The sequence below is a fragment of the Janthinobacterium rivuli genome (genome assembly GCF_029690045.1).
Taxonomy (GTDB): Bacteria; Pseudomonadota; Gammaproteobacteria; order Burkholderiales; family Burkholderiaceae_D; genus Janthinobacterium; species Janthinobacterium rivuli.
On sequence record NZ_CP121464.1, the window covers coordinates 5,650,608 to 5,663,857 of the forward strand.

General features: G+C 64.9%; 11 protein-coding genes and 1 pseudogene. 5 read left to right on the top strand and 7 right to left on the bottom strand.

The genetic code is table 11. The features are described 5' to 3' along the window. Positions 1–319 precede the first annotated feature (319 nt). Both P9875_RS25620 and P9875_RS25625 read left to right on the top strand, forming a co-directional pair. A complete protein-coding gene (locus P9875_RS25620; protein WP_035821955.1) occupies positions 320–1,042 on the top strand; it encodes an MgtC/SapB family protein in 723 nt (240 codons plus the stop codon). Then, complete coding sequence (locus P9875_RS25625) at positions 1,042–1,353, top strand: hypothetical protein (protein WP_158301083.1); 312 nt, start codon at positions 1,042–1,044, stop codon at positions 1,351–1,353. The genes P9875_RS25620 and P9875_RS25625 overlap by 1 nt, the downstream gene beginning before the upstream one ends. Here P9875_RS25625 and P9875_RS25630 read toward each other — a convergent pair. Beyond that, complete coding sequence (locus tag P9875_RS25630; protein ID WP_278316960.1) at positions 1,345–2,742, bottom strand: sensor histidine kinase; 1,398 nt, start codon at positions 2,740–2,742, stop codon at positions 1,345–1,347. The two genes, P9875_RS25625 and P9875_RS25630, sit on opposite strands and share 9 nt — an antisense overlap. Continuing rightward, positions 2,735–3,415, bottom strand: a complete 681-nt coding sequence (locus P9875_RS25635) for a response regulator transcription factor (RefSeq protein ID WP_070287908.1) — start codon at positions 3,413–3,415, stop codon at positions 2,735–2,737. Before P9875_RS25635 ends, P9875_RS25630 begins: the two co-directional genes overlap by 8 nt. 237 nt (positions 3,416–3,652) lie before the next feature. On the opposite strand from P9875_RS25635, the gene P9875_RS25640 reads away from it, so the two are divergent. Genes P9875_RS25640 through P9875_RS25650 form a run of 3 tightly spaced genes read left to right on the top strand, consistent with a single transcriptional unit; the run spans position 3,653 to position 9,138 of the window. Further along, on the top strand, positions 3,653–4,777 hold the full coding sequence (locus P9875_RS25640) for an efflux RND transporter periplasmic adaptor subunit (RefSeq protein WP_278316961.1): 1,125 nt from the start codon (positions 3,653–3,655) through the stop codon (positions 4,775–4,777). After that, positions 4,770–7,874: an efflux RND transporter permease subunit gene (locus P9875_RS25645; protein WP_278316962.1), complete on the top strand. Its 3,105-nt coding sequence runs from the start codon at positions 4,770–4,772 to the stop codon at positions 7,872–7,874. The genes P9875_RS25640 and P9875_RS25645 overlap by 8 nt, the downstream gene beginning before the upstream one ends. After that, on the top strand, positions 7,861–9,138 hold the full coding sequence (locus P9875_RS25650; protein WP_278316963.1) for a TolC family protein: 1,278 nt from the start codon (positions 7,861–7,863) through the stop codon (positions 9,136–9,138). Before P9875_RS25645 ends, P9875_RS25650 begins: the two co-directional genes overlap by 14 nt. 69 nt (positions 9,139–9,207) lie before the next feature. Here the strand turns inward: P9875_RS25650 and P9875_RS25655 are convergent, their stop codons facing one another. The 5 genes and pseudogenes from P9875_RS25655 to P9875_RS25675 form a co-directional block, all read right to left on the bottom strand. After that, positions 9,208–9,411 (bottom strand): hypothetical protein, encoded by a 204-nt coding sequence (locus P9875_RS25655; RefSeq protein ID WP_099401527.1) that lies wholly within the window; start codon positions 9,409–9,411, stop codon positions 9,208–9,210. Between the two features lie 80 nt (positions 9,412–9,491). Next, on the bottom strand, positions 9,492–10,409 hold the full coding sequence (xerD, locus tag P9875_RS25660; RefSeq protein ID WP_278316964.1) for a site-specific tyrosine recombinase XerD: 918 nt from the start codon (positions 10,407–10,409) through the stop codon (positions 9,492–9,494). Further along, entirely contained in the window at positions 10,406–10,918 is a 513-nt protein-coding gene (locus tag P9875_RS25665; RefSeq protein WP_099401528.1) for a methylated-DNA--[protein]-cysteine S-methyltransferase, read from the bottom strand. Before P9875_RS25665 ends, xerD begins: the two co-directional genes overlap by 4 nt. Positions 10,919–11,343: 425 nt before the next feature. Beyond that, a pseudogene (locus P9875_RS25670) lies at positions 11,344–12,625 on the bottom strand (TRAP transporter large permease). Beyond that, positions 12,622–13,194: a TRAP transporter small permease gene (locus P9875_RS25675; RefSeq protein WP_035821976.1), complete on the bottom strand. Its 573-nt coding sequence runs from the start codon at positions 13,192–13,194 to the stop codon at positions 12,622–12,624. Before P9875_RS25675 ends, P9875_RS25670 begins: the two are co-directional and overlap by 4 nt. Positions 13,195–13,250 lie beyond the last annotated feature (56 nt).

Below are 13,250 nucleotides of genomic sequence, written 5' to 3' on the forward strand. Positions count from 1 at the left end.
GCGGCGGCTACCTGAAGAGAGCTTCAGTTGACCAAAGCTGCCCCACTGGCTAGACTGTCCCCGTTATCAATGATATGGAGTGACTCGTGGGTGCTTGTTCCAGTGACAGTAGTCGATTGACCATCGGCGATCGGCCTTAGGCAAGACGCGCGCATTCCGCCCGCCCTGCCCATGGCAAGGTGTGGTTTTACCAGCGACAGTACTCTCTCGTCGCCACTTCCCTCCTCATCGTTCCACCGTTATTCGTCTGCTGCCCCCTTTCGGGGCGAATTGTCTTCGCCCTTGCACTCGCCTGTTCCTCCCCAGCCGGGAGAAACTGATGGTGGTATTTGACTTTGCGCTGCGCGTTGCCGCAGCCTTGACCCTGGGCGCCATGATCGGCGCCGAACGCCAGCTGCGCCAGCGCATGGCGGGCCTGCGCACCAACGCGCTGGTATCCGTTGGCGCCTCGCTGTTCGTGATGGTTTCCGTGCTCGAAGGCGATAGCGCCGGCCATATGCGCATCGCCGCGCAGGTGGTGTCCGGCATTGGATTCCTTGGCGCCGGCGTCATCATGCGCGAAGGCATGACGGTGCGGGGCTTGAACACGGCCGCCACCCTGTGGTGCTCGGCCGCCATCGGCATCCTGTGCGGCCTGGGCTTCGCGCTGGAAGCGGCCATCGGCACGGGCTTCGTGCTGATCGCCAACCTGGTGCTGCGCCACCTGGCGCAACGCATCAACGCGCACGGCAGCGAAGCGGGCATAGAGACGGAAAGCATCTACCGCGTCACGGCCGTGTGCGAGGCGGAGCAGGAAGTCCAGGTGCGCAACCTCATGCTGCGCATGATCAGCGGCATGCCGGCGCTGATGCTGCAATCGCTGCACAGCGAAGATGCCGCGCACGCCGGGCGCATCGAAGTGCGCGCCGACCTGCTCACGCCCCTGTCCAGCCTGGGATTGCTGGAGCAGATCGTCAGCCAGGTCAGCCTGGAAGGCAGCGTCTCGGCCGTGCGCTGGGCGCTGGTCAACAACGCGGAATTTGTCGCCGAACGGGGAGTCTGATGATGAAAAAATTCTTTCACTGGTTTGCCAGGCAAGCGCCTGTCGTGGCCACCTACCGCCTGACCGTCACCTGCCCTGCCGCGCAAGCCGACCACGTGGTGCGCCTGCTGCTGGCCGAACTCAAAGGCGCGGGCCTGGCCCCGTCGCAAATGCTGCGCAGCTGGGACGAAGCCCGGCAAGTGGTGCAGCTGATCGCCACGGTGCTGTGCCAGGCCGTGCAGCGCGCCGTGCTGGTGCGCTTCGTCAACCGCGCGGGCGCCTGGCCGCAAGTACGGCAAGTGCGCTGGGAAGGCGTCGCGCCTTCAATCTGAGGCCGGCAGGCGCATGAGGAACAAGGCGCCGCCTTGCGGGCGGTTCTGCGCCTCGATGCTGCCGCCATACGCATGCACGATGGCTTGCGACAGGGCCAGTCCCAGGCCAAAGCCGGGCGCCTCGCCCGCCCGCGCCTGGGCACCCCGGTAAAAGCGTTCGAACAGATGCGGCAAGTCTTCCACGCCGATGCCCGGTCCTGCATCCGCCACGCCGACGATCGCCTGTTCGCCCTCGCGCGCCACGTGCAAGGTGATGATGCTGTCGGGCGGCGAAAACTTCACGGCGTTATCGAGCAAGTTGGCCAGCACCAGATCCACGGGGCCGGCCGCCACCCGCGCCTGCACGGGCACACTGCCATCGAAGACAATGCGGATGCCGCGCTGCGCTGCTGCCTTTTCCAGGCGCTGCGCGGCCGCCTGCACGAGCGGATTGAGTGCGATGGTTTCCACGGCATTGCGCTCCTGGCCCACGTCCAGGCGCGTGAGCATCAGCAATTCTTCCACCAGGGTCGTCAGGCGCTGCACTTCATCGAGGCAGGACGCCAGCGCGTCGACATACTCGGGCGACTCGCGCGGGCGGCGCAGGGTGATTTCAATTTCCGTGCGCAGGCGCGACAGGGGCGAGCGCAATTCGTGCGAGGCGTCGGCCGTGAAACGGCGCTGCGCATCGTAGCCGTGTTCCAGGCGGTCCAGCATGGCGTTCAGGGTATCGACCAGGCGGCCGATTTCGTCCTGCGTGCCGGGATGGGGCAGGCGCTGGTGCAGGCTGGCTTCGCCGATCGAATGCGCCTGGTCCACCACGTCGTCGATGGCGCCCAGCACGCGGCGCGTGAGCATTTCGCCAGCCAGCCCCACGGCCGCCAGCAAGGCCAGCGCCATGGCGCCAAACAGCACGGTGGCCGCGGCCAGCACGTGATTGGTGTCGTCGAGCGAACCGGCCACCTGCACGGCCAGGCCCGCGCCGGACGTGGGCACGGGAATCGACACCATGCGCAGCGGCTCTTCGCCGAACTTGGGCAGCGTCTCGAAGACGGTCTCGCCGGCCGCCAGGCGCGCCAGCAGGGCGGTCGGCGCCGGCAGCTGCGCCGCCTCCAGGTTGCGGCTGCGCGCCAGCACGCGGCCTTCGCCATCGATGATCTGCACCAGGCGGTCCAGGCGCGTCAATGAGGGCTGCGCCAGGCCCGGCGCCACCTCGTGCACCTGCACGGGCTGGCGCGGCGCGGCCGGCAGCATGGCCATTTCCGTCTCGGCCAGCGCCAGCAGGGCCGCATCGAGCTGGCCATGCACGGCGCGCGACAAGCCCCAGTAGCCGGCCAGCGCCGTGCAGGCGACGATGGCGAGAATGACGGCCAGGTGCACCAGCAGCAAGCGTTTGCGAAAGCTAGCCACCGTGGTTTTCCGCCAGGCGGAAACCGCGTCCGCGCACCGTGTGGATCAAGGGCGGCAAGCCCGGCGCATCGACCTTGCCCCGCAGGTTGCGCACGTGGACGTCAATCAGGTTATCGATGCCGATCAGGTCCGCCTGCCAGATCTGCTCGGCCAGGCGCGCGCGGCTGACCACCTCGCCCGCCTGGCGCAGCAGGATCAACAGAATCGCATACTCCTTGGGAGTGAGCACCAGTGGCGCGCCGGCCCGCGTCGCCTGGTGGCTGACGGGATCGAGCGTCAGATCGGCCAGCGCCAGCACCAGCGGGCGGCTGATGTCGGAGCGGCGCAGCAAGGCGCGGATGCGCGCCAGCAGCTCCTCGAATTCGAACGGCTTGGTCAGGTAATCGTCGGCGCCCGTGTTCAGGCCCGCCACCCGGTCGGCCGTGGCGTCGCGCGCCGTGAGCATCAGCACGGGCGTCTGGATGCCGCGCGCGCGCAAGTCGCGGCAAAAATCGATGCCCTGCTTGCCCGGCAACATCCAGTCCAGCACGATCGCGTCGTAATCGACGGCATAGCTTTCATCCTCGCCCTCTTCCGCGCTATGCGCCACGTCGACGACAAAACCTTCTTCCTGCAAGCCGCGGGCCAGCAGGCGCGCCGCCTTGCGGTCGTCTTCCACCAGGAGGATTCTCATGCCTGCCTTTCGCGTCGCACCTTGTTTTCCATGCTTTGCATTTTACCGCGCCGCAGCGTGCGCACACGGAACCTGAAGAATGATTCAGGCGTTCTTGGGCGCTTCTTCAGGAGCACATTGTTATGCTTTCCCGGCGCTGTAGTGACACTGTGACGCTGCTTGCACTCCCCTCTGAACGCCCGCCTGGGCACGGCATCCACACATGCCCCATCACCATCAATAACAAGGAAACACGGGATGAACACGACCACCCGCAACGCCCTGGGCGCCAGCTGCGCCCTCGCTCTCGCCTGCTCGGCCCTGGCCGGCTGCGCCAAGCCGACGCCGGCGGCCACGCCGCCCGCCCAATCGACGCACCTGGACGACGGCAGTATCGCCGTCGACAAAATGTCGCCGCTGCGCCAGCGCCTGCAGATCGCCGCCGTGCAGGAACAGGACATCGCCACGCAGACGCAGGCGCCCGGCAGCATCGAGGCGATGCCGGAAAAACTGGTGAAAATCACACCGCCGCTGGCCGGGCGCATCACGCGCTTGCAGCGTTCACTGGGCGACAGCGTGAAGGCGGGCGACCCGCTGTTCACGCTCGACTCGGCGGAGCTGAGCGCCGCCTATGCGGACGACAGCAAGGCCAGATCCGCCCTGCTGCAGGCGCGCCAGGAGCTGGAACGCCAGAAGACGCTGTTCGAGGCGGAAATCGCCGCGCGCAAGGAGTACGAAGCGGCGCAGGCAGCCTTTGCGCAGGCCGGCAGCGACGCGCAGGCCAGCGCCGACAAGCTGGCCCAGTACGGCGCCGGCGCGCGCGGCACCCGCCGCGACTATGTCTTGCGTTCGCCCATCGCCGGCACCGTGATCGCCATGGAAGGCGCCCAGGGCGGCTACTGGAACGATATCAACGCACCCGTCATGACGGTGGCAGATCTGTCCACCGTGTGGCTGTCGGCCAACGTGGCCGAAAGGGATCTGGCGCAGGTGGCCGTGGGCCAAGCGACCCGCATCACGGTCGACGCCTGGCCCGGCAAGGCTTTCGAAGGCAAGGTCGCGTATGTGGGCGCCGTGCTCGATCCCGAAACGCGCACGGTGAAGGTGCGCGTGGCCATCGATAACCGCGCCGGCGCCTTCAAGCCCGGCATGTTCGCCCACGCTGGATTCGCTGGCGCTTCCCGCCGCGCCCTCCTCGTGCCGGCGGCCGCCGTGCTGCAAAGCGGGCCATCGACGCGCGTGATGGTCGAGCGCAGTCCGCTGGTATTCACGCCGCGCACGGTGGAAGTGGGCGCCAGCCATGGAGACCAGGTGGAAATCGTCTCGGGTTTGCGCGCGGGCGAACGCATCGTCGTCAAGGAAGGAGTGCTGCTCAATGATTGACCGTGTCATCGCCACCTGCTGCCAGCGGCGCGGCATCGTCTGGCTCGTGCTGCTGTTCGTCGCCGCCTACGGCGTCTATTGCTGGAAGCAGCTGCCCATCGAAGCCTATCCCGACATCGCCGACGTCACCTCGCAGATCGTCACGCAGGTACCGGGCTTGGGCGCCGAGGAAATCGAGCAGCAGATCACGATTCCCCTGGAGCGCGCCCTGCTCGGTACTCCGGGCATGCACGTGCTGCGCACGCGCAGCCTGTTTGCGCTGTCCTTGATCACCGTGGTGTTCGAGGATGGCAGCGACGGCTACTTCACGCGCGAGCGGCTGCAGGAACGCCTGGCCAGCGTGAACCTGCCCTACGACGCCAAGCCGGGCCTCGATCCCTATACCTCGCCCACGGGCGAGATCTACCGCTACACGCTGGAATCAAAAACGCGCTCCCTGCGCGAACTGTCCGAACTGCAATTCTGGACCGTGATTCCGCGCCTGCAGCAGGTGCGCGGCGTGGCCGACGTGAGCAATTTCGGCGGCCTCACCACGCAGTTCATGCTGGAACTCGATCCCGCAAAACTGGACAGCTACGGCTTCTCGCTGGCGCAGGTCAAGGACGCCATCAACGCCAACAACATCAGCGGCGGCGGCAGCGTGATCGACCGCGGCCAGCAATCGTACGTGGTGCGCGGCGTGGGCTTGCTGCATACCCTCGACGACATGGGCAATGTCGTCGTCAGCAGCAAGGATAGCGTGCCCGTGCTGGTGAAGGACTTGGGCAGGCTCGCTTACGGCAACGTGGAGCGGCGCGGCATCCTCGGCAAGGACGACAATCCCGATACCATCGAAGGCATCACCCTGCTGCTCAAGGATTTCAATGCCTCCGAAGCGCTGGCCGGCATCCATGCGGCCGTGGACGATTTAAATGCCAAGCTGCTGCCGAAGGATGTGAAAGTCGTGCCCTACCTGGACCGCAGCTCGCTGATCGACGCCACCCTGCACACGGTCGGATTTACCCTGGGCGAAGGCATGCTGCTCGTCGCCCTGGTGCTGCTGCTGTATCTGGGCAGCCCGCGCGCGGCCGCCATCGTCGCGCTGACGATCCCGCTGGCCCTGCTGATCGCCTTCATCTTCATGCACCATTTTAAGATTCCCGCCAACCTGCTGTCGCTGGGGGCAATCGACTTCGGCATCCTCGTCGACGGTTCCGTAGTGGTGCTGGAAAACATGCTGCTCCGCCGCGAACGGGATCAGGAACGGCCTCTGACCCTGCAGGACGCCATCGACGCCACTTTGCAGGTGGCGCGTCCCATCATGTTCGGCATGGCAGTCATCATTGCCGCCTACCTGCCCCTGTTCGCCTTCCAGCGCATCGAATACAAGCTGTTCTCGCCGATGGCGTATGCGGTGGGCGCGGCGCTCGTGGGCGCGCTGGTGGTGGCCTTGGTGCTGATTCCCGGCCTGGCCTGGCTGGCCTTGCGCAAGCCGCGCCGCACCTTCCATAACCGCGCGCTGGACAAGCTGGCGGGCGCGTACGGCCGCTTCCTCGAGCGCATGGTGGGCAGGAAGCGCTGGGTGGCGATGGTGTGCGCAGGATCGCTCGCGGCGCTTGCCATCCTGGGCGGCAGCATCGGGCGCGACTTCCTGCCCTATCTCGATGAAGGCTCCTTGTGGCTGCAGGTGCAGATGCCGCCCGGGATCACCCTGGACAAGGCCTCCGGGATGGCCAGCGAATTGCGCCGCGCCGCGCTGGAATTCCCGGAAGTGTCGACCATCGTCACGCAGACGGGACGCAACGACGACGGCACCGATTACTGGACGCCGTCGCACATCGAGGCCAGCGTGGGACTGCATCCCTATAAAAGCTGGAAGTCCGGCATGAGCAAGCAGCAGCTGATCGCCAAGATGAATGAACGCTTCTCCCGCATGCCCGGCTTTACGGTGGCCTTCATGCAGCCGATGATCGACGGCGTGCAGGATAAATTGTCGGGCGCGCACAGCGACCTGACGGTGAAAATCTTCGGCAACGACCTCGATGAAGTGCGCGCCATCGCCGGCAAGGTGGCCAATGTCCTCAAGACTGTCGACGGCGCCTCCGACGTGGCCGTGGACGTCGAGCCGCCCCTGCCCAACCTGAAGGTGGAACTGGACCGCGCCAAGGCGGCCCGCTATGGCATCAATGCGGCCGACGTGGCCGACCTGATTGCCACCGGCATCGGCGGCGCGCCCATCGGCCAGGTGTATGTCGGCGAAAAAAGCTACGACATCGCCGTGCGCTTCCCGCCCGCCACGCGTTCCAACCCGGACGCCATCGCCAGCCTGAAACTGACGGCCGCCAATGGCGCGAGGATCCCGCTGGCGCAGGTGGCCACCATCAGCACCACCTCGGGCGAAAGCGTGATCGTGCGCGAAATGGGACGACGCCACATCATCGTGCGCCTGAATGCCCGCGGACGCGACCTGGCCGGTTTCCTGGCCGAAGCACGCCCGCTGGTGGCGCAGACCGTGGCCAACGAGCATCAGCGCATCAGCGTCGAATGGGGCGGCCAGTTCGAGAACCTGCAGCGCGCGCAAAGCCGTTTGGCCCTGATCCTGCCGATGACCCTGGGCGCCATGTTTTTGCTGCTGTTTGGCCAGTTCCGCAACCTGCGCCAGCCCGCGCTGGTCTTGCTGGCCGTGCCGCTGGCCATGCTCGGTGGCCTGGCCGCGCTGCACCTGCGCGGCATGACCTTGAACGTGTCGAGCGCCGTCGGCTTCATCGCCCTGTTCGGCGTGGCCGTCCTGAATGCCGTGCTGATGCTGGCGCAGATCAACCGCTTGCGCACCGACGAGGGCAAGAGCTTGCGCGAGGCCGTGCTGGAAGGCGCGCGCGACCGCATGCGCCCCGTGCTGATGACGGCCACCGTGGCCGCCCTGGGCCTGACGCCGGCCATGCTGGCGACAAGCCTTGGCAGCGACGTGCAGCGCCCGCTGGCGACCGTCGTGGTGGGCGGCCTGGTGACGGCCACGGCATTGACCTTGCTGCTGTTGCCAGCCCTGTATTACCTGATCGAGGCGCACCTGCAAAAACGCCAGACGCATACCGAAGGAGAACCCCATGACACGTTTTAATGTATTGCTGGCGGCCTGGCTGATCGCGCCATGCGCCCTTGCTACGCCCTTGAGCTTTGACACTTACCTGTCCGCCGTGGAAAGCCACAGCCTGGAACTGCAATCGCAGCAGGAAGGCATCGTTGCGGCCAAGGCCGGCGTCGGCATCGCTGGCTTGCGTCCCGACCCTGAGTTCACCTTGGGCGCCACGCGCGAAACCGTGCGCAGCGTCGAACACCGTCCCGTCACGTGGAACCCGGCCATCAGCATGGCCATCGAGACGGGCGGCAAGCGCGCCGCGCGCATCAAGGCGGCGCACAGCAACGTCGCGCTGGCAGAGGAAACGGTGGCCGGCTTCAAGAGCGAACTGTATGGCACGGCCGCCGCCGCGTTCACGGAAGCGTGCCGCACGCGCGAAGTCGTCGCGCGCAAGGAGCAGACCATGGCGGCCCTGTCGACAGTGGTGGAAGCGAACGCCGTGCGGCGCAAGGCGGGCGACGTGGGCGGCATCGAGCTGCTGCAGTCGCGCGTGGAGCGCGACCAGTTCCAGGCCGACCTGGCGCAGGCGCGCAGCGAGGCGGACAGCGCCATGTTGAATTTGTCGCCGCCCTTGGGGCGCCAGTTCGACGCGCTGTTTCCGGACGCGCAGCTGGCGTGCGACTTCGCCGCGTATGCCGACCAGGATGCCAGGGTGCTGGTGCCGCAAGCGCTCAATGCGCGCAGCGACGTGCGCATCGCCCGTGCCACCGTGGACAATCTGCGCGACGGCGCGGCCCTCGTGCGCGCCAACCGCTCGGTCGATCCGACCGTCACCGTGGGCCTGGCCGCCGCGCGCGGCTACCATGACGGCATCGATACTGGCGGCAATCCCGTCGACGGTTCGCCCCGTTCGCGTGCGCTGTCCATCTCGCTGGCCATCCCCATTCCCCTGTCGCGGCGCGACAAGGGTGACATCGTGCAGGCGGAATCAAGTGTGACGCAGGCGATGCTGGCCCTGCGCCAGGCGGAACTGGCGGCGGAGACGCAGGTGCGCACGGCGCAGCGGCAGCTGCGTGCGGCGCAGGACAGGCTGGCGCGCTACCGTGACGGCGTGCTGCTTGACGCGCAGAAGGTGGTCGACGGCATGCGCCTGTCTTACGTCAAAGGCAATGCCTCGCTGCTGGAATGGCTGGCGGCGCAGCGTTCGGCCGATGAGGCCTACCAGGGCTATGTGCAGGCGCGCGCCGATGCGGCCATCGCCAGCACGCAGCTGCAACTGGCGATCGGCCAGCGGCCGAGTTTGTAGCGGGGAGAAAGTAGAACGAGGGGATACCGGCGCGGCGATGGTGCCGCGCAGGTCATCAAGAACGGGGAGTTACTGCGGCTGGACGGGAGCGTCGCCTTCGGCGGCCGGATCGGCGTCATCGGCGTCGTCCGCTTCCGGCTCATCGCCTTCGCTGCCATCGGCCGGCTTCGGATTGTTCTTCGCTTCCAGCTTGCGTCTGGCTTTTTCCTCGGCTTTCTTCTTCTTTTCCAGCTCTTTTTGCCGTTTTTCGTATTGGAAATTTGTCTTGGCCATTTACTACCTCTTTAGTTTTTTATTGTTACAGATAAGCACATAGGACACATTATGACGCAGTTGGAGCAAATACAAAATTTTTAGCCGCGCGGATGATGCTGCGCATGCAGCAGTTTCAGCCGTTCGCGGGCCACGTGCGTGTAAATCTGCGTGGTGGAAATATCGGAGTGTCCCAGTAACAATTGCACAACACGCAAGTCCGCGCCATGGTTGAGCAAATGCGTGGCGAACGCATGGCGCAGGGTGTGCGGCGACAGCGGCGCCGTGATGCCGGCGCTCAGCGCATGTTTCTTGATAATGACCCAGAACATTTGCCGGGTCATGGCGCCCCCGCGCCGCGTGACGAACAGCGCGTCGTCCATTTGCCCGTCGAGGATGATGCCGCGCGCCTCCTTCAGGTAGCGCTCTATCCACAGCCGCGCCTGCTCGCCGAACGGCACCAGCCGCGTCTTGCTGCCCTTGCCCGTGATGCGCAGCACGCCATCGTTGAGGCTCAGCTCGACGGATTTCAAGTCCACCAGTTCCGACACGCGCAAGCCGCTCGCATACATGAGTTCCAGCATCGTGCGTTCGCGCAGGCCCAGCGGCGTGCTCACGTCAGGCGCCGCCAGCAAGGCTTCCACCTGCGCTTCGCTCAGGGTATGCACGAAGCGCGCGGGCTGCTTGGCCGAGACCATCTTCAGGCAAGGGTCGGCGGCGATATGCTTGTGCCGCAAGGCCAGCTGGTAAAACCGCTTGAGCACGGACAGGCGCCGGTTCGACGACGTGGCCTTGCTCTCGTCGTGGCGGGCGGCGAAATACGCTTCGATATCGGCCGGGGACACGTCGTACAAGCCCTCGCGCCCGGGCCGCGCCACTTCCAGCCAGCGCGCAAACAGCCGCATGTCGCGCCGGTAGGCATCGAGCGAGTTTTTCGACAAGCCGTCTTCCAGCCACAGGCTGTCGCAGAATTCGTCGATCAGGGTGGCGTTGTCGGGCGCCAGCAGGCTGTTCATCATCGTGTTGACCACCCCATGCCCGCCACGCCTTCATGCGCCAGCAGCCAGCGCTTGACGCCCAAATGAAATCCCGTCGCGTCGTCGTGGTGGGCAAAACCGCCCAGGCCGCCAGCAGCCGTCACGCGGTGGCAGGGTATGACCACGGGAAACCAGTTGGCGCCGCAAGCCTGGCCCACGGCGCGCGGGGCCGAGCCGATCAGGCGCGCCACGTCGCCATAGGTGCGCACCTGGCCGCGCGCAATGCCGCGAATCGCCGCCCACACCCGTTGCTGGTAGGCGCTGCCCGAAGCGGCCAGCGGCAGGTCGAAGACATAATCGGGATCGCGGAAATAGCGCGCCAGCTGCTGGCACGCCCGCTCGGAAACGGCATCCTGCGCGTCTTTTTCCGCGAAGTGCGGCGGCAGGTAGACCAGTTCGCATAACTGGCCATCCTGCGCGCGCACGCCCATGGCGCCGAACGGCGCGGCCACGATGGCGCTGAACAGTTCACTGCCCTGTTGTTTTTTCATCTGCTGATCATTGTTCAAGTGTGGCATATATGCAACCTGCCGGCGCGGGAAACCGCACCACGGGAATTATGCACCGTCTTTGGGCGTGCCGGCGGACGTTTCCCGCGCACGAAAAAAAAGCGCACCAGTCGGTGCGCTTCAAATATTGCTTCACGTTCCCGGTCGTTTGGGTCCGCCGGTGCCGGCTTGTGGCCGCAGACAGCTATGACTCAACAACTTCTGTGAAACGTGTGTCTCCTCAATATATCCCCGGTATCAATACCGTTTTTATAGACCACTCCCCCACTAACCTTGTTGCCAATTCTGTATTTCAGCCTTGCTACCGGGGCGCATATGCATATACGTGTTTCCCCTTAAGGCTGCCCATCATAGCGCATTTATTCGGCCGGATCGACTTTTTTTGCACCATGACGGGGACAACTGTTTTAGTTGTAAATTAAATTTGGCAGCCACAGCGAGATTTGTGGTACGTAGGTAATCAGGCCCAGGAAGGCCAGCATCGTCAGCAGCCACGGCATCACGGCCACGGTCAGCTCCGAGATGCCCATCTTCGTGATGCCGGACGCCACGTACAGGTTCAGGCCCACGGGCGGATGGCACATGCCGACCTCCATATTGACCACGATCAGGATGCCGAAGTGCACAGGGTCGATACCCAGCTTCATGGCGACGGGGAACAAAATCGGCGCCATGATCAGCACGATGGACGACGGCTCCATGACGTTACCAGCCAACAACAGCAGCACGTTGACCACCAGCAAGAAACTGATCACGCCCAGGCCCTTGCCCGTAATCCACTCGGCCATCGCTTGCGGAATGTTTTCACTGGTCATCAGGAACGAGAACAGCACGGCATTGGTGATGATGTACAACAGCATCGCCGACATGGCGGCCGAATCGAGCAAGACCTTGCCCACTTGCTTGATCTTCAAGTCCTTGTAGACGAAGACGGCGATGATGAAGGCGTACACGGCAGCCATGGCGGCCGCTTCCGTCGGCGTGAAGGCACCCGAATAGATGCCGCCCATGACGATGACGATCAAGAGCAAGCCCCAGGCGCTCTTCTTGAACGTGACGAAGCGCTCGCCCCAGCTGGCCTTTTTCATGCGCGGATAATTGTGCTTGCGCGCCAAAAACCACGTGGTCAGGCCCAGCAGCATGGCCAGCATCATGCCGGGAATCACGCCCGCCATGAACAGTTTACCAACGGACGTGTTCGTGCTGACGGAATACATCACCATCACGATCGATGGCGGTATCAGAATGCCCAGCGCGCCCGAGGTGGTGATGACGCCGGCGCCGAAACCGCGCGGATAGCCCTGCTTGACCATGGCCGGCAGGATGATGGAACCGATCGCCACCACGGTGGCGGGGCTGGAACCGGAGACGGCCGCAAACAGCGCGCACGCCATCACGCCGGCCAGCGCCAGGCCGCCATGCCAGTGCCCCACCATGGAGCTGGCGAAGTTGATCATGCGCCGCGCCACCCCGCCATGCGTGAGGAAGTTGCCCGCCAAAATGAAGAACGGGATGGCCATGATCTCGAATTTCTCGATGCCCGTGAAAATCTTCAGGGCCACCGATTCGATGGGCACGCTGGTCATGGGTAAACAGGAACGTCAGTACCGTCAGGCCCAGCGAAATGGAGATCGGCATGCCGGTCAGCATCAACGCCAGCAGCAATGCAAAAATGATCAGCGCGTTCATGCCTTGGCTCCTTTTTCTTCAGCCGTCAGTTCGTCTTCCAGGCCCTCGACGTGCGAATGGTCGTGTTTCGGCAAGGCGCCCGTCTTGATGAAATGCACCATCACTTGCAGGAAGCGGAAGCACATCAGGTAGGAACCGAGCGGCACGGCCAGGTAGACCAGCCACATCGGCACTTCCATGTCGGCCGAAGTCTGGTCCGTGTGGCCGATCGACCACACGAAGCTGGCGCCCAAAGTACCGACGATGCCCGTAAACAGGGCGCCGGCACCGAGGCCGAAGACGATGAAACGGTCGCGCCAGCGCGGGTTCATGCGGTTGATCAAGACATCGACGCCCACGTGGATGCCCGTGCGCACGCCGTACGCGGCGCCGAACTTGGCCATCCAGACGAACATGTAGATGCACAGTTCCTGGGCCCAGCTGGTATTGATTTGAATCAGGAAGTCTTGCAGGCCGGGGATAGGCAAGCCTGCCAGGTAGCGGTGCACGACCGCGACGAAGATGATGAAGGTGGCCGCGCCCATCAGGGTCGCGATCAGCCACTCTTCCAGGTGATCCAGAAATTTCATGGTGGACTTTCAAAGAATGCGGGTACGCTGGCACCCGCGCAGGACGCGCAGGTGCC

What these genes read in the sequence shown, in the direction of transcription:
- P9875_RS25620 (WP_035821955.1), top strand. Translation starts at nt 320, where the DNA reads ATGGTGGTATTTGACTTTGCGCTGCGCGTTGCCGCAGCCTTGACCCTG.
- P9875_RS25625 (WP_158301083.1), top strand. Translation starts at nt 1,042, where the DNA reads ATGATGAAAAAATTCTTTCACTGGTTTGCCAGGCAAGCGCCTGTCGTG.
- P9875_RS25635 (WP_070287908.1), bottom strand. Translation starts at nt 3,415, where the DNA reads ATGAGAATCCTCCTGGTGGAAGACGACCGCAAGGCGGCGCGCCTGCTG.
- P9875_RS25640 (WP_278316961.1), top strand. Translation starts at nt 3,653, where the DNA reads ATGAACACGACCACCCGCAACGCCCTGGGCGCCAGCTGCGCCCTCGCT.
- P9875_RS25645 (WP_278316962.1), top strand. Translation starts at nt 4,770, where the DNA reads ATGATTGACCGTGTCATCGCCACCTGCTGCCAGCGGCGCGGCATCGTC.
- P9875_RS25650 (WP_278316963.1), top strand. Translation starts at nt 7,861, where the DNA reads ATGACACGTTTTAATGTATTGCTGGCGGCCTGGCTGATCGCGCCATGC.
- P9875_RS25655 (WP_099401527.1), bottom strand. Translation starts at nt 9,411, where the DNA reads ATGGCCAAGACAAATTTCCAATACGAAAAACGGCAAAAAGAGCTGGAA.
- xerD (WP_278316964.1), bottom strand. Translation starts at nt 10,409, where the DNA reads ATGATGAACAGCCTGCTGGCGCCCGACAACGCCACCCTGATCGACGAA.
- P9875_RS25665 (WP_099401528.1), bottom strand. Translation starts at nt 10,918, where the DNA reads ATGAAAAAACAACAGGGCAGTGAACTGTTCAGCGCCATCGTGGCCGCG.
- P9875_RS25675 (WP_035821976.1), bottom strand. Translation starts at nt 13,194, where the DNA reads ATGAAATTTCTGGATCACCTGGAAGAGTGGCTGATCGCGACCCTGATG.